Source organism: Lysobacterales bacterium, assembly GCA_016703225.1.
In the GTDB taxonomy this organism is placed as follows: Bacteria; Pseudomonadota; Gammaproteobacteria; order Xanthomonadales; family Ahniellaceae; genus JADKHK01.
Genome location: JADJCM010000001.1, coordinates 1,935,020 through 1,954,133, shown reverse-complemented (window position 1 = coordinate 1,954,133; position 19,114 = coordinate 1,935,020). Strand labels below are relative to the sequence as shown.

The following is a 19,114-nucleotide window of genomic DNA, read 5'->3' as shown; positions in this document are numbered from 1 at the left end:
ACGACAGCGGCATGCATCTTGTCGAACACCCACACATTTCGCAGCTGCATCAACGCCACGAAGTGCGCAACAAACGATCTAATTTCGGGATCGGCTAGCGCCGTGTCGGTGCCTGTCAACATCGGCCATACGTCGCCGGCGCGAGTTTCGGTGATTCCTAGATCGTCTTCCATCGACCAGTCGCGCGTTCCGTCCAACAACCGTGGCGTGTATAGGAATCTCTTGCTGCAGATCGTATCCACTCGGGCCGGTCCACCCCTGAGCCGCTTGGTTGTCTTGTCCCACACCCACACCTTCGGATCTTGAGTTGCAAATGTGTCAGTCGTGGCGAAGTGCTTGAGGTAGACGCTAGGCACCCAGTGCTGCTGGCGAGGCTTGTTGTCTTTCTTTGGCGGCTGTATTGATGTCACGACTGGTCTCTCGGACGTTCTTGAAGTGCAGATCGACATAGTCGGTCGAGATGTCCGATTTGATTTGCCGGAGCCACTCGATGTTTTCGCTAGGGACTTTCTCGGCGGGGCCCATGCTGCGGTCGATTGTGCTCGCGACATCCGCAGTGACTCCGTCGACGCAGAGCCCCGGCGCCTTGGCTCCCCTGGGCATTTGGTGCGCATGGGATAGCCACCGGTGCCGCTTCGTCAGCCGGATAGAGACGACCTCTTCGCACCGCGTGAGCGTGGAACTTCTTGCTGAACGTCCGCCAGTCCTTCTCGGTATGGGGTGAGTAGTCGACGACAGCGTGCTGCGTTGTCAGGCAGCGGATCAGCGTAGGCGCTAGACAGTCTCGGCTGCGTACTCGCCGACTGTCACAGCCCACACACCACCAGATTTGCGTCCAGCCGCAGGTAAGCCTCAAATGCTTCGCGTGGTGTAACCATGCTATTGCGGTCCGAGGAAAGCTGACCCCCATCGTTTGAGTTCGGTTGGAACGAGCGGGTCGCTGGCCTGCCCTCCTGTATCCAAATCTCAATTACTTGGCGAAGCAGAAGCTCCTCGTGATCACCCAGCCTGTGTTCCTTCCCAACTGGCATTACGCCCCCCCTGTGTCGGAGTCCATTCCACTCCAAAATTGACTAAACGCGGATAGCGCATTCTCGTCGAACGGAGCGATGTCACCTTCGAGTTCTTCATTTGTCTCCACGTTTAGCGCGTGAAGATCAATCGCAAGGTTCGGCAGCGTAACCGTCGCACTGATTTCCCAGTCGCCGCGGGTCCACTCACCAGTGATGCTTCCATCGGGAAGTGGGTACACGTAAGGCATCGGCACACCAGCTTCGGTGGTGATGAGCGCCAGCAGTTCCCTCATTTGCGCTATAGCTGATCTGTCCGGCGCTGGATTCTGGCCCGAGTACCAACCCGCTGGAGTGCGAGCAATCTCGCCCAATCGTTCATCTAAAGGCCGCTGGGGTTCATCATCCGTGTAGATGAGCTCTTTGTACTTCGTAATCTTCGTGAGGCGATCCTGGCGATCGAACAATCCGGTGCCGACAACTCTCACTTGGTGTCGCCGCCGAGCGATAGCTTTCTCGCACTCTTCGTCAGTGTCGACCCGCAGGTCGAAGCGAATTCCATCTTCATCGGCGAGATGCACGATGAATGCGCGAATTTCGCCGCCGGTCAGCGTGAATCGCAGGTCTAACGCATTCTCGTAAGTTGCGTTGGCAGATAGAACAATTCGCTTGCGCGTCTCGCTGTCGTAGCGGACCGACGCTGTGCGTCCATGAGATAGATCGGCATGCTCACCGGCTCGGAGGCTTTGCCCAAAGCGATTGAATTTCCCGACCAACTCCCGCGGGAACCCTTGTGGAAGGGGCTGGCCTTCATTGGCTGCCGCAATCACTCGGTCGAGAAGATCACGGGCGTCCTCAAATTCGCTATACCTAGGGAAACCAAACCCAGCTTGTGCAGCATCTACGGGCTGGTCTTCCAACGTCTCCAGCCTCCGAGCTAGGGCTGTCGCACTATTGCCTTGGATGACTTGGGAGAGTCCGAGTTGGAACGACTCCTCAAAACCTTTAGGTACTCGCTGGCGATCACTGTTCCGTTCACGGAAAAGGTGCTTCGCTACTTCCACCACCAAATCACGGTAGGCAGCGAGATCGGGAAGTACGTCGAACGGAATAGTGTGAGAGTCGAAGCGCCCGCCAGCAAAGCGCACGCGCACGAAATCGCCGTTGTTCTCGATCTCTGACTGCGGTTGCTGGTCCGGTGCGTCCGTCATCTTACAGGCCTCCCCAGCCCATCCCTAGCTGGTCGATATAGCAGATTGCAGTTTATGTGTCTGTCTCAGTGAGACAGCAAGCCGCCGTTCTGGTTCCCGCGTTCTCTCAGCCCCTTGCCTATGCCGTGCGGCAGGACTACTGCTTGCGGCAATTGCCTCCAACTTCAGCGCGACGCCGGGGCTTGGATGAGCCATGAATGCCCAGCTCAAGGGGACGCCCCAAAGGCAGGCAAGGTGGTCGCGGGCTAGGTTTCGTGGCGACGGCCACATGATCCCAAATAGCACCGATCACTGAGTATCATCGTCCTGCTGGCGGTGGCGCAAAACAACGCCGGCGTGCCGGCCGTGCGTTTCGCAATCAGCAGCGGCGACGGCCCGTTCACTCTGCTGGCGAGCCGCATCGACGGCGCCGGCATTCCCGAACTCGCCGTGCTCGCCGACGGTTCGCTGCGGCTCTGCTACAACGCCCCTGGCGGTATCGCCAGCCGCCGCTCCTTCGACGCCGGCAACAGCTGGCAACCGGAAGCGGGGCTGCGCCTCGCGGTCGCCGAACCGATCGCCGACCCGAGCCTGCTACGGCGTGCCGAAGGCGGCTGGTGGATGTTCTACCAGGCATTCAACGGCAGCGGCACGCCGGGACCGGCCGGCCACAAGGTGCAACTCGCGCTCGCGCTCGACGGCGATACCTTCCTGCCGTTCAGCGCGGTCTTCGACTTCGCCAGCGTCCCCGACGGCGCGCTGCAGCCGGCGCCCTGAGCGCGACCCCGCGAGCGCGGCAGCGAAGACCGAAGCGGTTCGGGCGGGAGACGGCCACCGTCACGCACTTTCCTCCCGTAGCCGTTTTGGCTACGCTGGCCGCCGAGGTGATCCCCATGCGATGCGTTTCCCTGCGCGACTTCCGTACGCGCGGCACCAAGGCGCTGGAAGGCGCCGCCGCCGACGAAACCGTCCTGCTCTCGGGCCAACAAGGACCGGCCTATTTCCTGGTGCCCGCGCTCGGCGATATCGCACTCGAAGACCGCGACCTGCGCCGCGCCTTGGCACGCGCCGCGCTGCGTGCCAGTTGGCGGGAAGCGGAAGCATCGGGCCTCGCTGCCATCACCGACCGCGAGATCGACGCCGAGATCGAAGCCGCGCGCGTCGCGGCGAAGTGACCGGGAGCGCGCGTGCGCCTGGCGGTGTTCGATACCAACGTGATCGTCTCGGCCGGCATCCGTGCCGCAGGGCCGCCGGCGCGACTGGTCATGGATTGGGTGCTCGAAGGCCAGCTGCAACTGGCGACTTGCCCGGCAGTCACCGCGGAATATCGCCGCGTGCTCGCGCGCCCGAAGTTCCATCGCTATGGCTTTCCACCCATCTGGGTCGAGGTGCTGATCCAGGACAGCCTGCAGCTTCAGGATCCTTTGGCATGGCCATTGGCGCTGCCCGATCCGGACGACGCGGTGTTCCTGGCGCTGGCCGAACGGGCGGGCGCAGTGCTGGTCACCGGCAATTCCGCCGACTATCCCGCTGACCGCTGCGCGCGCGTGGTGGTGATGAATCCGGCCGATTATCTACGGGCTCTGGAGGCCGCGTCGTGAGCACCCACCTCGCCACCCTGGTCCTTGCGGCCGGCGCCGGTTCGCGCTTTGGCGGGGCGAAGTTGCTGGCGGAGGTGGAGGGCGAGCCGATGTTGCGACACGCGATCCAGCTGGCCGCAGCACTGACGCCAGGCGCGGCCTTCGTGGTGCTGGGTTGCGAGCGCGAGCGTTTGCGTGTGGCACTGCCCGCCGACGTGCACGCCATCGACCATGCGGCTTGGGCGGAGGGCCTCGGCAGCAGCCTTGCCGCCGGCGTCCGCGCGCTTGCCGACGCACATCGATGGCGCGCTGGTGCTGCTCGCCGACCAGGTCGCGCTCACCGCAGCCTCGTTGCAGCCGTTGCTCGCACGCTGGCAAGGTGCGCCCGAACGCGTCGTCTGCGCACACTACCGCGGCAGCCCCGGCGTACCCGCCATCTTCCCGCGCCGCCTGTTCGCCGAACTCGCCACCCTGCACGGCGACCGCGGCGCGAAACCGCTGCTGCTGCGCGAATCCGACACGACTACGCAACTACCGCTACCCGAAGCCGCCATCGACATCGACACCCCCACCGACCTCCACGCCTACCGCGCCACCTCGCGGGGTTAGGGTACGGGGTGGTCGAGCAGGGCTTGCGGCTACGTCGGCGCGAAAGTCCATGCCCTGCCACGGAGACGTGACCTTGGACAGCGCGCTGCCAGCCCAGCCGTACGCGGTAACCTAGACCGCAGAGCTTCTGGAATCCCCTCATCACCATGGCGCTGCACCCCGACTTCCCTCGCTCGCCCCACACGGTTCCCGCACCGCATACGCGCTGGTTCGAGCGGCAGCTATCAAGCTGGTTCGCCGCCCCGTTGGCGGGCTTCGTGAAGTACCAGGCGTGGGCGCGCCGAGCTTTCGCGTCTACGTAGACGAGTCCGGCGATGAGGGCTTCGTGTTCAGGGACAAGGGCGAGGGCTCCTCCCGGTGGCTGGTGCTGTCCGCCGTTGTCACTCGGTCCGAGCATGATTCCGAGGTGGTGAAGCTCATGGACGCCGTGCGCGCTTTATTGGGCCGGCCTTGGCGTCAGCAGCTTCACTTCGTCAAGCTGCAGCACGCGCAGAAGGTGGCCTACGCGCGGGAGATCGGGAAAGGTCGAATGCGGACGGTCAGTGTATTGATCCACAAGCCGTCCATCCTCGATCCGGAAACCTTCCAGGCGCAGAAGCATCAGCTGTATCGGTATGCCAGCCGCCTGCTGCTTGAGCGCGTTTCCTGGCTATGCCGCGACCACCGTCTCAGGGATCGAGGCGACGGCTTTGCCGAGATCATCTTCTCAAATCGCGGCCAGATGTCTTACGAGGACTTGCGGGACTACCTGGTCAGGTTGCGCGACAAGCCCCACGCGGGAGTCAATATCGATTGGTCCGCAGTCGATCCGACCAGGGTGCGTGCCGTGCAACACTCGCAGATGGCCGGTCTGCAGGTGGCGGATGCCGTGGCCTCCGGCGCCTTCGCCGCCGTCAACCCCAACCAGTTCGGCGACACCGAGCCTCGCTACCTGAATGAAATGATGCGGGTGGCCTACCGGCACCAGCACAACAAGCTGGTCGGCTACGGACTGAAGTTCTGGCCCGGCGACATCGCCGCACTGGAAACGAAAGACCCCCGGCTGCGTGAGCTGACCGAGGGTCTTGAGTAGTGCAGGCCCCAAGTTCGAGGATCCCACCCGTGCGGGCTGCCGCTGTTGCCAACGACCTCTACAGGTCTTGCGCTTGCCTGCCGTCGCAGTGTCTCTTCGACGGAGCCTGGCGTCAAGGCGAAGGCGAAAAAGGGCCGCGTGCCCAGAGAGGTGTCCCAACCAAGCAAACCCGCCATCGAGCTGCCTGACGGCGCCTGCGCCGAACATCGACAACGCGAAGTCCGACACCCCCGCCGACCTCGACGCCTACCGCGCCACCCCGCGGGGTTAGGGTGCGGGGTGGTCGAGCAGGGCTTCGAGGGTGTGGGCGAGGGCTTCGCTTTGTTGCTCGATCGCGGCCAGACCTGAGGGCGCGCCGGCCTCGCCGCGGCGGGCGCGGGCGAGCCACGCGTCGCCCTGGCGGTGGATGTCGCGATGCAGTTCGATCGCGCGCTGCAGTTCGGGATGGGTCTCGCGCTCGTCGGGCTGCGCGCCCAGCCATTGCCCGCAGCGGGCGTGGCGCGCCTCGACCTGGGACGAGACTGCAACCGCACCATGCACGCTCGCCTGCAGCGAGCGCAGCCAGGCGCGGTGCCCGATCAGCAGCGCCAGGGTCGGGATCGCCTCGCGCCGGATCGGCGCGCAGCGTTGCCAGCGCGGGTCCGGGCGCCAGGTGGCGATCCAGTCCGCGATCGCCTCGGGCGGCATCGGCCGCGCGATGGCATAGCCCTGGGCCATTTCGCAACCCATGCGCAGCAGGATCTCGCCCTGCTCCAGCGATTCCACGCCCTCGGCAATCACCTCGCGCGCGAAGGCGCGCGCCAGGCCCTGCACGCTGTCGAGGATGGCCAGGTTGTCGGCGTCGTCGAGCAGGTCGCCGACGAAGCTGCGGTCGATCTTGAGCTGGCGCACCGGCAGGCGCTTCAGGTAGGACAGCGAGGAATAGCCGGTGCCAAAATCATCGAGCGCGAAGTGCACGCCGATGCGGTGGCAGTCGTAGATCAGCGCGGCGGTGCGATCGAGGTCGGCGAGCGCGCTGGTCTCCAGTACTTCCAGTTCCAGGTCCTCGGGCTGCAGCCCCGGATGGCGCGCCAGCAGCGCCGACAGGCCGGCGGCGAACTGCGGCTGGTCGAGCTGCGCGGCGCTGACGTTGACGCTGACCGGCAGGTGCAGTCCCTGTCGGCGCCAGGACAGCGCCTGGGCCGCGGCCATCTCCAGCACGCATTGGCCGAGCGCGAGCTCCAGCGCATGGCCCTCGAGTTGCGGTAGAAACTCGTCCGGCAGCCGCGGTTCGCCGCCCGGCACCGTCCAGCGCAACAACGCCTCGACGCCGAGCACTTCGCCGCTGCGAAGGTTGACCTTGGGCTGGTAGTACAGACGGAACTCGTCGCGCTCGAGCGCGCGGCGCACCTGTTCGATCACGTCGAAACGGCTGCGCAACACGCGATCTTGCTCGGCGTCGAACAGGTGGTAGCGGCCCTTGCCGGATTGCTTGGCCTTGTACATGGCCTGGTCGGCCTGGCGCACCAGCTGGTCCGGTTCCAGCGTCGTATCCGCCTGCGGGTAGAAGGTGACGCCGATGCTCGCCGACACCCGCAGCTGCAGCTCGCCGATCTCCACCGGACGCGACACCACCTCGACCAGCCGGTCGAGCAGGGGCAGGCTCTGGTTCTGGCCATCGAGCTCGGGCATGACCGCGACGAACTCGTCACCGCCGAGCCGTGCGAGCATGTCGCCGGCGCGCAGGCCGCCCAGGAAGCGCTGCGCCAGCTCGACCAGCACGCGGTCGCCGGTCTCGTGGCCCTGGGCGTCGTTGATTTCCTTGAAGCCGTCGAGATCCAGGTAGGCCACCGCCAGCGTCGTGCCGGCGCGTACGCTCTCCGTCATCGCCTGGCGCAGGCGCTCGGCGAGCAGGGCGCGGTTGGGCAGCCCGGTGAGCACGTCGTGCAGGGCGCGGTGCTGCAACAGTTTTTCCTGCTTCTTGACATCGGTGATGTCGTAGAACAGCGAGACGTAGTGCAGGATCTGGCCGCGGTCGTCGCGCACCGCGCTGACCGTCTGACGCACCGGGAACACGCGGCCGTCGCGGCGCCGGCCCCAGATCTCGCCGGTCCAGGTGCCGGTCTGGTCCAGCGTCTGCTGCACCAGCGCGAAATACTCGCGCCCCTGGCGGTCGGAACGCAGCACGGTGGAGCGCTTGCCGAGCACTTCCTCGCGCGCATAGCCGGTGATGCGGCAGAAGGCCTCGTTCACCTCCAGCACCACGCCGTCGCGGTTGGTCACCAGGATCGCCTCGTTGGCGTGCGCGAACACGCTCGCCGCGAGCCGCAGGCTGGCCTCGTCACGCTTGCGCGCGCTGATGTCCTGCGCCAACGCGAAGATCACCGGCCGCCCGAACCAGACGCCGCGGGTCAGGTGCACCTCCTTCGGGAACTCGCTGCCGTCGCCGCGCCGTCCCCAGAACTCGAAGCACTGCGGTTCGCCGGTGAGCGCGCGAGTGTGGATGGCGCCGAGCGCCGCCAGGTCGTTGCGTCCGGGTGCGGCGACGTCGAGCGGCGTCTTGCCCACGAACCATTCGCGCGGCAGGCCGTACATGCGCTCGGCGCCGGCATTGACCGCGAGGAAGCTGCCGTCGTCGGCTTGCACGTAGACGGTCTCCTGCACGCTGTCGAACAGCGAGCGGAAACTGGCCTCGCTCTCCTGCGCGGAACGCTCCGCAGCCTTCAGGTCGCTGACGTCGGTGCGCAGCGCCACGTACAGCATCGGCCGCCCGTCCTCGCCCGCGATCGGCACGATCGTCGACTGCACCCAGTAGCGGCTGCCGTCCTTGGCGCGGTTGCAGAACGTGCCGCGCCAAGTCCGGCCGCGGCCGATGGTCGTCCACATCTGCCGGAAGAAGCTGCGCGGATGGTGCCCCGAGGCGAGGATGCGATGATCCTGGCCAACCAGTTCATGGCGTTCGTACTGGGAGAGTTCGCAGAACTTGCGGTTGGCGTAGAGGATGCGCCCGCCGCGGTCGGTCACCGCCACGATGGCGTGTTCGTCCATCGACTCGAGCACGGCATCGAGCAGGGCCGGGTGCTGGACCAAACCAGCCGAGTTTTCGACCGCCTCCACCAGCGCCTCGATCCGCATGGTCCTGCACCGCCACCTCTCGCCGCCCCCGCGGCGTACCGACCCGAGCCTGCCACAGCCGGGTGGCGCAGGCCAGCGCGCTGCGGCGCCGGGCGGCGGGGGCGGCAGCCCACGGCCACGCTCACTCGCTCGGGAGCAACCGTTCCAGCATCAACTGGATGTGGTCCTGCCCGCCGAAGAACACGGCCAGCACGCGCACACGCCGCATATGCCCGTCCACCTCGAACCAGTAGATCGCCCGTTCGATGCTCAGATGCCGCAATCCTGGCAAGAGTCGGTCGTGTCGCTCACCTCGATGTGGCGCAAGTGCGATGCGAGCCACGGCGGCACGAATGGCAAGGGTACGTCGTTCGGCGTGATCGAGCGCTTCGGCCACGCTCTCGCCAAGGGCGCTGTAGCTCGCGTAGAGGTGATCGAAGATCAGGCCGAAGTCGCGTTCCGCATCGGCGGAAAACTCAATCTGATAGGCCATGCGCGCGTCGGGCCGCAGCGGCCATCTCAGCGATGCGAGCATCCATCTGCTCGCCGGAAACAAACGCGCCTTCGCGCCGATACGTGAGCAGGGCCTTCAGCGCCTGCGCCTCCATCGGCTCGGCAATTTCCCGTTGCCGCAACAACTCGATGCCCTGCTGCACCACGGCATTCACGCTGCCATAGCGCCCCTGCTCAACCAGGGCGCGAGCGAAGTCGTGTTGTTCTTGACTCAATGAGACCGAGGGCTTGACGGACATGGGAACCTCCGGGCCAAAGCGTACTACCGCGCCAAGCCCGCAGCGAATGGCTCGCCCGCATCCCGGTGGATTTCAGCACTGGTCGATACGCCCGCACTCGACGCGGTAGCGCGCGAGCACGGACCCGAGGTTGCGGGCGAGCACGGCGAAGGCAGAGAACCAGAGTGCGGCGGCCGGGCGCACGAGCAGAGGCCAGAATGCCGCCGCGACCAGCACCGACAGCGCCGCCAGATGCAGTCCGAAGTGCAGGCGCGCGCGCGGCTCCGGCAACAGCGCCTTCATGTTCGGCGGGAAGATGCGATGGCGCGCTGCCGGGTTCGCGCCGATGCGTTGCTGCAGGTGCAGCCAGACCAGGAACGGAACAATCTTGTAGAGCATCGCGCAGACCACCGACAGCGCGAAGCCGGCGATGAACAGCGTCACCGCGAGCTGCATCGTCACGCCGGTCGCGAACCACCAAGACGCCGCGCCAACGGCGATCGCAACGAGCAACGCGATCAGACCGAGGCGCCAGAACGCGAGGCTGGCATCCCCCACCTTGCGCCGGCGGTGCCCGAGCAGCCACAGCGTCGTGATCCCGAAAGTGGCGAGCAGCAGCGCCAGCGCCAGCCACGAAAACCACCGCCACTCTGGGCGCCACATCGAGGTCGCGATCGCGAGCAGCAGCATCGCGGCCATTGCGGGCGCGAGCCATACGCGCAACCACTGCGGATACGGCGCGGTCATCTGGAACATCGGCACCACCTGGTAGGCCACGGCGACCACCAGCATCGCCACCCAGCCAGCGAGCGCGACGACCAGATGCAAGTCGGTGCCGATGCCGCGCCACAACCCCACGCCGGCGTCGGCATGGCCGAGCGCGAGTGCGACGCCAAGCAGCAAGGTCGCAAGCAAGCCGAGCAAGGCCAGGCGCATGCCGCGCGTGCTCGCGTCCGGGCGCTCGGCGCGCCACAGCGCGCGGCCGACGACGACGATGAATCCGCCGAGCGCGACCGCAAGCACACCGGCCGCGACTGCGAAGACCGCGCCCGATCCGCTGACGAAGCCGCCCGCGAGCAGCAAGCTGCCGAGCACCAGACCGCCATGGCACACGCCCGCGAACGCCTGCACCTGCGCGATCTGCACCCCCACCAGTACCGGCAGCATCTGCAGCAACGCACCGCACATGCTCATGCTCAGCACGCCGAGCCCGACCAGGTGCGTGAGCGCGAGCAGCAGCGGCGACCAGCGCGTCGCCAGCACCTCGTCGCCACCGATCAGCAACAGCATCGCGGCGAGCATGCCGAACAGCGGCGCGCTCAGCAGGAAGCGCATCGGCACCGCGATCGGCGGCGCCTGCTCCAATGCCAGCGGCGTGTTCACGGTGATGTGTCCGCTGGCGCGTGCCAGATGCGCAGCTCGCAGCAGTCGGGATCGTTGCGTTCGATGCGCCAGGCGAAGCCGCGCTGTTCCAGCAGCGGCAGCAGCGGGCGCGGCTCGCGGCTGATCGTGGCCAGCAGCGACTGGCCGGGCGCGAGCGTCTCGATCGCGGCGAGGATGCGCTCCATCGGCTCGCACGGCGGCAGGCCGCGCACGTCGAGCGCCAGCGTGTCGCCGCCGCCCACGGTCACAGCGCCTGCATGCGCTCGAGCAGCCGCTCGGCCGAAGCGGCGAGCGCCTGCTCGGCCATCGGGTAGAGCATGTGTTCTTCCTTCATGTTGTGCTGCTGGATCAGGATGTTCAGCGTCTCACCGATGCCGAGAAAGCTGTCCAGATCCTCAGCGGCGAGCGCGCCCTGCATCTGTCCGAGCAAGCCGCGCATCTGCTCGTGTTCCATGCGCATCACCGCGGTCGGGCCGACGCCGTGCATGCCAGTCGCCTGCTCGAACTCGGGGAACAGCACGCCCTCCTCCATCTCCAGATGGTGCGAGAGATTCGTCTCGAACTCCGCGAACGCAACGCGTGCCGCCGCGACGTCGCCGTCGCTGGCGGCCGCCTCGGCGCGCGCAAACTGGTCGTCGCAGTCACGGTGATCTTCGGTCAGGTACTTGGCCAGCATGGCGCACTCTCGCAGCGGAATCGGGCCGCCATTCTCGCGCATCGCGCGCGCTCGCGACTTGCTGCGGATCAAGCGCCCGAGCAGATCGCAAGTTCAAGCCGTCGCTCTTCAGTCGCCGGTTTCCTTCGCCGTGAAGGTCCTGGAAATCGAGAGTTTCCTGCCCGAGTTCTGGTCCACGACCGTTGCAACCACGCGGTAACTGCCGAGCTGCTCGCCCGGCTCCAGAACCGCCTTCAGGTAGTCAACACTCAACTGCAGTGCGTCCACCGGTGGCGCAGGTCTTCCAACCCAGCCTTCCATCTTCGGCGAATCCGCATACACCGACCCGTCGGGCGCGGTGACCTTGAACTGGACGGTGACATTGCAGTTCCCACTCGCGTCCGCCTCGCAGCCGCCGAACACGACGAACGCGTTGATCTCCGCATTGCGCGCCACCGTCTCGGTTTCCTCGGCATGAAAAAACTTGGCCGGTTTCTCCCAATCGGTGTAGAGCTTCTCGGCGTCGGCGACGAGGACCAACCAGGAAATCAATGGCCCGCTCGATTTCCGGTATTCCGTGTCTTCCAGCTTCTCGCCGTCGGGCGACGTCCACCCGGCAAGGGCGAGAGCGCTCCACAGCACCAGAACCACGCCAACTGCTCGAACCACGGCAATCTCCTTGCTTGAATGAACGGTCGTCGCCGCTCGCGCCTGATTCGCGAGAACTGCTACGGAAGTGCCCCTAGGCGTTGGGAGGCGGTCAAGGCAACACGCGGGCCGGCTTCTTGCAGCGCGCGAGAATCGTGGGCGAGCAGAGTGTGACCTGACGGGGCGGCCGGCCCGCCAAGACAGCCGCTGCAATTCGCTCCGCGTGGAAGTTGAAACGTACTGGCAAGGAACTGATCGCGATCAGGGAGCGCAGCGGCAACGCTGTCGCAGGCTAGAATCGGGATTCGCCTTGCCGGAGAACCTCGATGCGTCACTTGCTGATTCCCGTTTCCCTCGTGCTCGCCGCCTGCGGCAGTGACGCGCCGCCGCCGGAAGTGCCGGCACCGCCGCCGATGCCGCCGGCGTATGTCGAGCTGCTTGGCAACCCCGCACGCGCGAAGTTGGACGCGGCAATCGATGCCAGTGATCTGGCCCGGCATATCCAGACCCTTTCCTCGGACGAGTACGAAGGCCGCGGCCCGGGATCGCTGGGGGAGCGGCTGACGCTGAACTTCTTCGAGAACGAGTTCCAGCGCATCGGCTTTCTTCCCGCCGTCGCCGACGGCAAGCCGTGCGCGGCGTTTCCGTGCGAAGGCGCCTCGTTCTTCCAGCGCGTGCCGATGGTGACCACGCGCACCGCGGCCGGGACCACGCTCTCGCTTGCCGTCGGCGGGCAGCAGCAAGTGCTGACGCTCGGCAAGGAGATGGTGGTCGGCTCGCGCGTCGAGAAGCCGCGGATCGAACTCAAGGACAGCGACGTCGTGTTCGTCGGCTACGGCGTCAATGCGCCCGAGCAAAACTGGAACGACTACGCTGGCCTCGACGTGAAGGGCAAGACCGTGGTCATGCTGATCAACGACCCCGGCTTCCTGCGCGGCGACCAGACCCTGTTCAAGGGTCGCGCCATGACCTACTACGGCCGCTGGACCTACAAGTTCGAAGAGGCCGCGCGCCAGGGCGCGAAAGCCGCGTTCATCGTCCACAACACCGAACCGGCCGCCTACGGCTGGGACGTGGTGGTGAACTCCTGGACCGGTCCGCAGCACGACCTGCCGATCGCCGAAGACCCGGAGCCGCGCATCGACGTGCAGGGCTGGATCACGCTGGATGCTGCGAAGGCGCTGTTCGCCGCCGACGGCAAGGACTTCGACGCGCTGATGCTCGCCGCCGATGCCCCGGGGTTCAAGCCGGTGGCGCTGAACGCGAAAGCCAGCGCCAGCATCGCGATCAGCATGGAGAACGCGTTCTCTCACAACGCCGTCGCGATCCTGCCGGGCACCAGCAAGCCGGACGAATCGGTGCTGTACATGGGCCACTGGGACCACCTTGGCGTCAACGACCAGATCGAAGGCGAGGACCACATCCTCAACGGCGCCATCGACAACGCCAGCGGCGTCGCCGGCGCGCTCGAGATCGCACACGCCTTCGCCGCGATGGACCCGAAGCCCGAGCGCTCGATCGTGATCATGCTGCCGACGCTGGAGGAATCCGGCCTGCTCGGCTCCAAGTACTTCGCCGCGCATCCACCGCTGTCGCTGACCAAGATGGCGGCGGTCATCAACATGGACGCGCTACCGATCCGCGGCCGCAACCTCGACATGGGCGTGATCGGCCAGGGCCAGTCACCCGACCTGGAAGCCCTACTCGCCGGCGCGCTCCAGGCACAGGGACGCCGCACCGAGCCCGAAGCCGCACCCGAGAAGGGCTTCTTCTTCCGCTCCGATCACTTCAACTTCGCCAAACAGGGCGTGCCCGCACTCTACGCCCGCGCCGGGCTCACCCACGTCGCGCGTGGCGCCGAGTACGGCAAGCAGTGGTCGGACGAGTACACCGCGAACCGCTACCACAAGCCCGCGGACCAGTTCGATCCGGCCTGGGACTACGCCGGCGTGATCGAGGACCTGAGCGTGTACTTCGAGGTCGGCAAGACCCTGAGTGCTGCCGGGCAGTGGCCGCAATGGGGCGAGGCCAGCGAGTTCCGCGCGGCACGCGCGGCCAGTGCTTCCGAGCGGGCGCCGTAGGTCATGCCCTTCCTCGTGCTCTCGGCCATCCTGCAGATCGCGTGCATCGCGCACGCGGTCCGCACCGGCCGCGTGCAGTACTGGCCGATCATCATCCTGATCGGCTCGTTCGTGGGCTGTCTCGCCTATTTCCTGGTCGAAATCCTGCCGGAGATGCGCAACAGCCGCGCCACCCGGCGCGTGGTTGCGAACGTCGCGCGCGCGATCGACCCGGAGAAGCGCAAGCGCGAGATCGCGGCGCAGCTCGAAGTCGCCGACACCGTGCAGAACCGCATTCGCCTCGCCGAGGAGTGCCTGCAGCTCGGCGACTACCAGAACGCACGCGTGCTCTACGAGCGCTGCCTGAGCGGGCCCTATGCCGATGACCCAAGCTTCCTGCTCGGCCGCGCCCACGCCGAATCCGGCCTCGGCCTGTTCGCGGAAACGCGCGCAACGCTCGAGCACCTGATCGCGAAGCATCCGGACTTCAAGTCCAACGACGGCCACCTGCTCTACGCCACCACCCTCGAAGCCCTGGGAGAGTCCGACAAAGCGCTCGACGAGTACCGCGTGCTCGAACTCTCCTACCCCGGCGAAGAAGCCCGCCTGCGCTACGCGCGCCTGCTCGCCAAGACCGGCCGCGTGGCAGACGCGCGCAACACCTACGAAGGCATCCTCAAACGCGAAAAAACCGCACCCGCTTACTACCGCAAGAAGGAGCGCGAGTTCTTCGAGGCAGCGAAGCGGGAGATCGGGGCGCTGGGCCAGGGGTAGGCAATCGCAGCTGGAGATTTGTGGGTTCGGCTTCAGCCGAACGCTTCTGCGCAGCCGAGGAGCGTCCGGCTGAAGCCGGACCCACATCACCCACATCACCCACATCACCCACATCACCCACACTACCCTCATTACCCACATGCACTCGCCGCGCTGGCCGGAGCAGCCTCCGGTCGCGATTCCCTACCCAAACCGCCCCAGCTTCTTCTCCGGCCTTGCTTCCTGGGGGGCGAGTTGCAGGGCCTGGATCTTGGCGAGCAGGGCCTGGATGTTTTCGGCCCAGCGCGTGGACGCCGGGGGTGCGGGTGGCGGGCCGACGACGGGCGCGGCGACCGGGCGCTTGCCGACGCCGTCCTTGATCTGGTGCATGGCGTCGATAGCGAAGCCGTCCCAGCGCAGGAAGTGCGCGGTCGGCACGCTGACCCAGTTCATGTTGGGCAGGTCGCCTCCCTTCGGATCCCAGTATCGCGCACCGGCGAGCGTGGTCGCCTTCAGCCGCGCGCGGCCCTGCAGGCGAAACGCGACGCCGTCGAAGTGGTAGACCATGAACGGCTCACCGTGCAGCAACACCGCTTGCTTCCCGTACAACATGCCCGCAGTCGCCTCATGGCGGCGCACCATGTAGTCGGCGATGGTGTCGAAGCGAGTGCGGGCGTTGGCCATTGCGTGAACCGGGACGGGTGTGACCGAATGCTACGCCCAAACCGCGGGCCGCGGTATCAAGCGGAGCGCAGCGAACGCGCCAACAGGCCAATGCCGCCGGCGAGCAGGAACAGCATGGTCAGTGTGTTGAACAGGCTGGTCGGTTCAAAGTAGATGCGCAGGTTCATGATGACCCCGGCGAGGATGACCACCACCCCCGCAATCAGCAGCAGCCAGCCCACTTTCGAGCGGCCGTCGAAGAACAGCATCAACACGCCGACGATGAACGGCAGCAGCGACAGGCCGAAGCTGTTGTAGCCCCACAACGCCCAGAATCCGCTGGTGACCGTGACTTGGCTGGTCAGCAGGTAACCACCCGCCACCGCCATGACGAAGCCGATCAGGAACATCGGAATGCCGCCCGGCGTGCCGCCGGCGCCCGTGGGTTTGTCCATTCGCGATCCCCTCCTGCTGTCGAAGTCCGCGACGATTCTAGCCGCGAGTGCTTGCCAGCGGCGCGACGAGGGGGAACCATGGCGGCCCGGACCGCGCAGGAGCAGACCGCCATGATCCGACTGCCGCATCGCCCACGCAGCCTGCGCACTGGTGCCCGCCACTGATGCGCGCTCGCATCGCCGCAATCGCGCTGATCATCGCCGTCGCCTTGGCCTGGCTCGGCGTGCTCGATCGCGTTGCAGCCAGTGAACTCGACGCCGCGTTCAAGCGCAGCTTCGCGACCTTCGCGATCGCGCGCTCGCTCAACGGGGTGATCTCGCTGGTGCAGGACGCGGATGTCTCGGTGTCCCCGGTCGGCGTCGGCGTCTCCGTCAGCCCGGGCGAGCTGCTCGATCCGCTGAACGACCTGCTCGAACAGTTCTCGACGCTCGCCTTCACTGCGCTCACCGCGCTCGGCATCCAGAAGTTTGCGTTGCAATTGTCCGACAGCCTGCTGCTGAACCTCGTACTCAGTGCCGCGGCGACGCTGTGGTTCGTGGCGCGGTTCTGGTCGCGGGCGATTTCGCTGCAAGCACCCGCCGCGCGTGCGCTGGTGCTCGCACTGGCCTTGCGATTCCTGGTCCCCGGATTCGCGCTGGCAACGGCGCTGGTTGATCGCAGCTTGCTGACACCGGAGTTCGAGGCGGCCAAGGCGTCTCTGCAACTCAGCAGCGACGCCGCCGAAGCCGCAGCGGCCCCGGAACCCACACCCGAACCTGCGGGCATCGGCGAACAGATCACGCGCTGGTGGGATTCGGCCAAGGCCGGGATCGATGTGCGCGAACGCGTCGAGCGCATCCGCGCCATCGTCGAACACGCCGCCGAACCACTGGTCACGCTCGCGGTAGTGTTCCTATTGCAGTCGATCGTGCTGCCGCTGGCGTTCCTCGCGCTCGGTGCGCAGTTGCTGCGCGCGCTGCTCGCCGGCGCGCTGCCGAAGCGCGCGACACTCTGATCGAGATCAGTGACCCGGCTTGTCCGGCAACGCCACCGAGAGCTCCAGCAACTCGTGACCGCCTTCCTGGCTGAGCTTGACCTGGATCGCATCGGGGTCGACGTTGACGTACTTCTTGAGCACTTCCAGCAACTCGCGGCGCAAGGTCGGCAGGTAGTCGGGCGCTCCTCGCTGCGCGCGCTCCTGGGCGACGATGATGCGCAGGCGTTCCTTGGCGAGCGATGCCGAGTTCGGCGCGCGCGGCTTGAGGAAATCGAAGATGCCCATGTCAGCCTCCGAACAGCCGCGTGAGGAAACCCTTCTTCTGCGCATCGGTGAAACGCATCGGTACCGATTCGCCAAGCAGACGTGCGACCGCGTCGTCGTAGGCCTGGCCGGCCTGCGATGCGGGGTCGAGGATCACCGGCGTGCCGGCGTTCGATCCGGCCAGCACGGTGTCCGATTCCGGCACCACGCCGAGCACGTCGAGACCGAGGATCTCCTGCACGTCAGCGATGCTCATCATGTCGCCGCGCACCACGCGCTCGGGGTTGTAGCGGGTCAGCAGCAGGTGTTGCGCGACCACGCGCTCGCCGGTCTCGGCGTGGCGGGTCTTGCTCGCGAGCAGGCCGAGGATGCGATCGGAGTCGCGCACCGAGGACACTTCCGGATTCACCACCACCACCGCGCGGTCGGCGAAGTACATCGCCAGGAACGCACCCTTCTCGATGCCGGCCGGCGAGTCGCAGACGATGTACTCGAAGTCCATCTCCTTGAGCCCTTTGAGCACGCCTTCGACGCCTTCCTTGGTCAAGGCATCCTTGTCGCGCGTCTGCGAGGCCGCGAGCACGAACAGGTTGTCGAGGCGCTTGTCCTTGATCAACGCCTGCTTGAGCGTGCATTCGCCCTGGATGACGTTGACGAAGTCGTACACCACGCGCCGCTCGCAGCCCATGATCAGATCCAGGTTGCGCAGGCCGACGTCGAAGTCGATCACCACCACGCGCTTGCCGCGCCGCGCCAGCCCGACCGCAACGCTGGCGCTGGTGGTGGTCTTGCCGACGCCACCCTTGCCCGAGGTCACCACAATGATTTCAGCCAAGACAACTACTCCATCGACGAAAGTGGGGGATCAATGCAATGCCGCAACCATGAGCCGGTCGCCTTCGAGCCAGGCCTGCACGGCGTGTCCGTGCAGATCGGCGGCGGGCTCCTCGAATACGCGGTACTGGCCGGCGATGGCGATCAGCTCGGCCTGGAAGTTCTGACAGTAGATGCGCGCGCTGGCGTCGCCGCGGGCGCCGGCGAGCGCGCGTCCGCGCAGCACGCCGTAGAGATGGATCGAGCCATCGGCGATCACTTCGGCACCGTGGCCGACCATTGCCGCAACCGTGAGATCGGTACCACGCGCATACAGACGCTGGCCGGAACGCACCGGCTCGGCGTGGTGCTGGCCGGGTGCACGCGCCGCGACCTCGGTCGGCGCCGCTTCGGGCGCCGGTTCGACCGCCGACTCCGCGGCGACGGCGATCGCTGCGGCCACTTCGCGCTGCGCACGAAACTTCGCGAACAGCGGCAAGTCGAGCTCGCGCGCCAGCGCCGCGGTCGCCTCATCCGCGCTCGCCAGTCCCACCGGTCGCAAACCGCCAGCGTGCACCGCATCGAGCAGGGCGCGCATCGCTGGCACCGCGGGCAATGGCTGCAGCGCCGACAGATCGAGCACGACCGGCGCGAATTCGAGCAACTGCACCGCCGCCTGCACGCGCGCCTCGATTTCGGCGAACAGCAACGCCGGATCGGCGCTGAGCGGTTTCAACTGGCCGACGCCGATCGCGCCGAAACGCAACTCCGCCAGCGCCGGCGGCGCCGTGCCAGAAGCAGGAACGAACAGGTCTTCGGGTGTGGCCGCCATGCGGGCGGCCGCTGCGGACGGCGGAGATTTTCGGGTTCGCACGAGTTGCTGCAGACGCTGAAACAGCCGGCAAAATAGCCGGAATCAGGGTCCGTGAACATGTCCGCGTCCGGGCTGCGAGCGACCACAAGCGGTCGCGCCTTTGCAATACCGATAAAGTTCGAGTCGTCAAGGCTTCGATGGCGCTCGCGTTTGCGTAGAATCGGGGTCCGCTCCGACGGATGCCCGCCCCTTGTCCCTGCCCGACTACCCGTTTGCGTCGCAGTTCCACACGCATCCGGACCAATTGCGCCAGCACTATCTGGACGAGGGCAGCGGTGCACCGG

Annotated in this window: 23 protein-coding genes and 1 pseudogene; 9 read left to right on the top strand and 15 right to left on the bottom strand. The window is 66.4% G+C overall.

Annotated elements, in window-relative coordinates; genetic code table 11:
- The 3 genes from IPG63_08460 to IPG63_08450 form a co-directional block, all read right to left on the bottom strand.
- Positions 1-356 (bottom strand): DUF4238 domain-containing protein (locus tag IPG63_08460; GenBank protein MBK6727274.1); only part of this gene is annotated, 356 nt, incomplete at its 3' end.
- A complete protein-coding gene (locus tag IPG63_08455; GenBank protein MBK6727273.1) occupies positions 349-525 on the bottom strand; it encodes a hypothetical protein in 177 nt (58 codons plus the stop codon). The genes IPG63_08455 and IPG63_08460, both read right to left, overlap by 8 nt.
- 505 nt (positions 526-1,030) lie before the next feature.
- Positions 1,031-2,221, bottom strand: a complete 1,191-nt coding sequence (locus tag IPG63_08450; protein ID MBK6727272.1) for a hypothetical protein — start codon at positions 2,219-2,221, stop codon at positions 1,031-1,033.
- Positions 2,222-2,566: 345 nt separating this feature from the next.
- On the opposite strand from IPG63_08450, the gene IPG63_08445 reads away from it, so the two are divergent.
- The 6 genes and pseudogenes from IPG63_08445 (at position 2,567) to IPG63_08420 (ending at position 5,461) form a co-directional block, all read left to right on the top strand.
- On the top strand, positions 2,567-2,977 hold the full coding sequence (locus tag IPG63_08445; GenBank protein ID MBK6727271.1) for an exo-alpha-sialidase: 411 nt from the start codon (positions 2,567-2,569) through the stop codon (positions 2,975-2,977).
- A 116-nt stretch (positions 2,978-3,093) separates the two neighbouring features.
- Positions 3,094-3,375 (top strand): prevent-host-death protein, encoded by a 282-nt coding sequence (locus IPG63_08440; protein MBK6727270.1) that lies wholly within the window; start codon positions 3,094-3,096, stop codon positions 3,373-3,375.
- A 12-nt stretch (positions 3,376-3,387) separates the two neighbouring features.
- Positions 3,388-3,801: a PIN domain-containing protein gene (locus tag IPG63_08435; GenBank protein ID MBK6727269.1), complete on the top strand. Its 414-nt coding sequence runs from the start codon at positions 3,388-3,390 to the stop codon at positions 3,799-3,801.
- Positions 3,738-4,085: pseudogene (locus IPG63_08430) on the top strand (NTP transferase domain-containing protein). Before IPG63_08435 ends, IPG63_08430 begins: the two are co-directional and overlap by 64 nt.
- Positions 4,066-4,389 carry an NTP transferase domain-containing protein gene (locus IPG63_08425; GenBank protein MBK6727268.1) on the top strand — a complete coding sequence of 108 codons (324 nt, stop codon included), beginning with the start codon at positions 4,066-4,068 and terminating at the stop codon, positions 4,387-4,389. The pseudogene IPG63_08430 and the gene IPG63_08425 overlap by 20 nt, the downstream one beginning before the upstream one ends.
- Before the next feature lie 271 nt (positions 4,390-4,660).
- Positions 4,661-5,461 carry a DUF3800 domain-containing protein gene (locus tag IPG63_08420; protein ID MBK6727267.1) on the top strand — a complete coding sequence of 267 codons (801 nt, stop codon included), beginning with the start codon at positions 4,661-4,663 and terminating at the stop codon, positions 5,459-5,461.
- Between the two features lie 267 nt (positions 5,462-5,728).
- Here the strand turns inward: IPG63_08420 and IPG63_08415 are convergent, their stop codons facing one another.
- The 7 genes from IPG63_08415 to IPG63_08385 form a co-directional block, all read right to left on the bottom strand.
- Positions 5,729-8,575 (bottom strand): EAL domain-containing protein, encoded by a 2,847-nt coding sequence (locus IPG63_08415; GenBank protein MBK6727266.1) that lies wholly within the window; start codon positions 8,573-8,575, stop codon positions 5,729-5,731.
- Between the two features lie 121 nt (positions 8,576-8,696).
- Positions 8,697-9,047: a type II toxin-antitoxin system RelE/ParE family toxin gene (locus IPG63_08410; protein MBK6727265.1), complete on the bottom strand. Its 351-nt coding sequence runs from the start codon at positions 9,045-9,047 to the stop codon at positions 8,697-8,699.
- A complete protein-coding gene (locus tag IPG63_08405; protein MBK6727264.1) occupies positions 9,031-9,306 on the bottom strand; it encodes a type II toxin-antitoxin system ParD family antitoxin in 276 nt (91 codons plus the stop codon). The genes IPG63_08410 and IPG63_08405 overlap by 17 nt, the downstream gene beginning before the upstream one ends.
- A gap of 72 nt (positions 9,307-9,378) precedes the next feature.
- A complete protein-coding gene (locus tag IPG63_08400; GenBank protein MBK6727263.1) occupies positions 9,379-10,668 on the bottom strand; it encodes a hypothetical protein in 1,290 nt (429 codons plus the stop codon).
- Entirely contained in the window at positions 10,665-10,853 is a 189-nt protein-coding gene (locus IPG63_08395; GenBank protein MBK6727262.1) for a DUF2249 domain-containing protein, read from the bottom strand. Before IPG63_08395 ends, IPG63_08400 begins: the two co-directional genes overlap by 4 nt.
- A gap of 59 nt (positions 10,854-10,912) precedes the next feature.
- Positions 10,913-11,386, bottom strand: a complete 474-nt coding sequence (locus IPG63_08390; protein MBK6727261.1) for a hemerythrin domain-containing protein — start codon at positions 11,384-11,386, stop codon at positions 10,913-10,915.
- 66 nt (positions 11,387-11,452) lie between these two features.
- Entirely contained in the window at positions 11,453-11,974 is a 522-nt protein-coding gene (locus IPG63_08385; protein MBK6727260.1) for a hypothetical protein, read from the bottom strand.
- A gap of 323 nt (positions 11,975-12,297) precedes the next feature.
- Between IPG63_08385 and IPG63_08380 the strand changes: the two genes are divergently transcribed.
- On the top strand, positions 12,298-14,052 hold the full coding sequence (locus tag IPG63_08380) for a M28 family peptidase (GenBank protein ID MBK6727259.1): 1,755 nt from the start codon (positions 12,298-12,300) through the stop codon (positions 14,050-14,052).
- Between the two features lie 3 nt (positions 14,053-14,055).
- On the top strand, positions 14,056-14,805 hold the full coding sequence (locus IPG63_08375; protein MBK6727258.1) for a hypothetical protein: 750 nt from the start codon (positions 14,056-14,058) through the stop codon (positions 14,803-14,805).
- A 183-nt stretch (positions 14,806-14,988) separates the two neighbouring features.
- On the opposite strand, the gene IPG63_08370 is transcribed toward IPG63_08375, so the two are convergent.
- On the bottom strand, positions 14,989-15,468 hold the full coding sequence (locus IPG63_08370) for a hypothetical protein (protein MBK6727257.1): 480 nt from the start codon (positions 15,466-15,468) through the stop codon (positions 14,989-14,991).
- 56 nt (positions 15,469-15,524) lie between these two features.
- Positions 15,525-15,902 carry a hypothetical protein gene (locus IPG63_08365; protein ID MBK6727256.1) on the bottom strand — a complete coding sequence of 126 codons (378 nt, stop codon included), beginning with the start codon at positions 15,900-15,902 and terminating at the stop codon, positions 15,525-15,527.
- Between the two features lie 164 nt (positions 15,903-16,066).
- Between IPG63_08365 and IPG63_08360 the strand changes: the two genes are divergently transcribed.
- Positions 16,067-16,897, top strand: a complete 831-nt coding sequence (locus IPG63_08360) for a hypothetical protein (GenBank protein MBK6727255.1) — start codon at positions 16,067-16,069, stop codon at positions 16,895-16,897.
- A gap of 6 nt (positions 16,898-16,903) precedes the next feature.
- Here IPG63_08360 and minE read toward each other — a convergent pair whose 3' ends face one another.
- From minE to minC, 3 genes are read right to left on the bottom strand one after another with little or no spacing between them, the layout of a single operon-like run.
- Positions 16,904-17,164 (bottom strand): cell division topological specificity factor MinE, encoded by a 261-nt coding sequence (gene minE, locus IPG63_08355; GenBank protein ID MBK6727254.1) that lies wholly within the window; start codon positions 17,162-17,164, stop codon positions 16,904-16,906.
- A 1-nt stretch (position 17,165) separates the two neighbouring features.
- Positions 17,166-17,978 carry a septum site-determining protein MinD gene (gene minD / locus IPG63_08350; protein MBK6727253.1) on the bottom strand — a complete coding sequence of 271 codons (813 nt, stop codon included), beginning with the start codon at positions 17,976-17,978 and terminating at the stop codon, positions 17,166-17,168.
- Positions 17,979-18,008: 30 nt separating this feature from the next.
- On the bottom strand, positions 18,009-18,788 hold the full coding sequence (gene minC, locus IPG63_08345; protein ID MBK6727252.1) for a septum site-determining protein MinC: 780 nt from the start codon (positions 18,786-18,788) through the stop codon (positions 18,009-18,011).
- Between the last annotated feature and the right edge of the window lie 326 nt (positions 18,789-19,114).

Excerpts from the sequence above, each read along its gene's own strand:
- IPG63_08455 (MBK6727273.1), bottom strand. The coding sequence starts at position 525 with ATGGGCCCCGCCGAGAAAGTCCCTAGCGAAAACATCGAGTGGCTCCGG.
- IPG63_08450 (MBK6727272.1), bottom strand. The coding sequence starts at position 2,221 with ATGACGGACGCACCGGACCAGCAACCGCAGTCAGAGATCGAGAACAAC.
- IPG63_08440 (MBK6727270.1), top strand. The coding sequence starts at position 3,094 with ATGCGATGCGTTTCCCTGCGCGACTTCCGTACGCGCGGCACCAAGGCG.
- IPG63_08415 (MBK6727266.1), bottom strand. The coding sequence starts at position 8,575 with ATGCGGATCGAGGCGCTGGTGGAGGCGGTCGAAAACTCGGCTGGTTTG.
- IPG63_08410 (MBK6727265.1), bottom strand. The coding sequence starts at position 9,047 with ATGGCCTATCAGATTGAGTTTTCCGCCGATGCGGAACGCGACTTCGGC.
- IPG63_08405 (MBK6727264.1), bottom strand. The coding sequence starts at position 9,306 with ATGTCCGTCAAGCCCTCGGTCTCATTGAGTCAAGAACAACACGACTTC.
- IPG63_08395 (MBK6727262.1), bottom strand. The coding sequence starts at position 10,853 with ATGGAGCGCATCCTCGCCGCGATCGAGACGCTCGCGCCCGGCCAGTCG.
- IPG63_08390 (MBK6727261.1), bottom strand. The coding sequence starts at position 11,386 with ATGCGCGAGAATGGCGGCCCGATTCCGCTGCGAGAGTGCGCCATGCTG.
- IPG63_08380 (MBK6727259.1), top strand. The coding sequence starts at position 12,298 with ATGCGTCACTTGCTGATTCCCGTTTCCCTCGTGCTCGCCGCCTGCGGC.
- IPG63_08375 (MBK6727258.1), top strand. The coding sequence starts at position 14,056 with ATGCCCTTCCTCGTGCTCTCGGCCATCCTGCAGATCGCGTGCATCGCG.
- IPG63_08370 (MBK6727257.1), bottom strand. The coding sequence starts at position 15,468 with ATGGCCAACGCCCGCACTCGCTTCGACACCATCGCCGACTACATGGTG.
- IPG63_08365 (MBK6727256.1), bottom strand. The coding sequence starts at position 15,902 with ATGGACAAACCCACGGGCGCCGGCGGCACGCCGGGCGGCATTCCGATG.
- IPG63_08360 (MBK6727255.1), top strand. The coding sequence starts at position 16,067 with ATGCGCGCTCGCATCGCCGCAATCGCGCTGATCATCGCCGTCGCCTTG.
- minE (MBK6727254.1), bottom strand. The coding sequence starts at position 17,164 with ATGGGCATCTTCGATTTCCTCAAGCCGCGCGCGCCGAACTCGGCATCG.
- minC (MBK6727252.1), bottom strand. The coding sequence starts at position 18,788 with ATGGCGGCCACACCCGAAGACCTGTTCGTTCCTGCTTCTGGCACGGCG.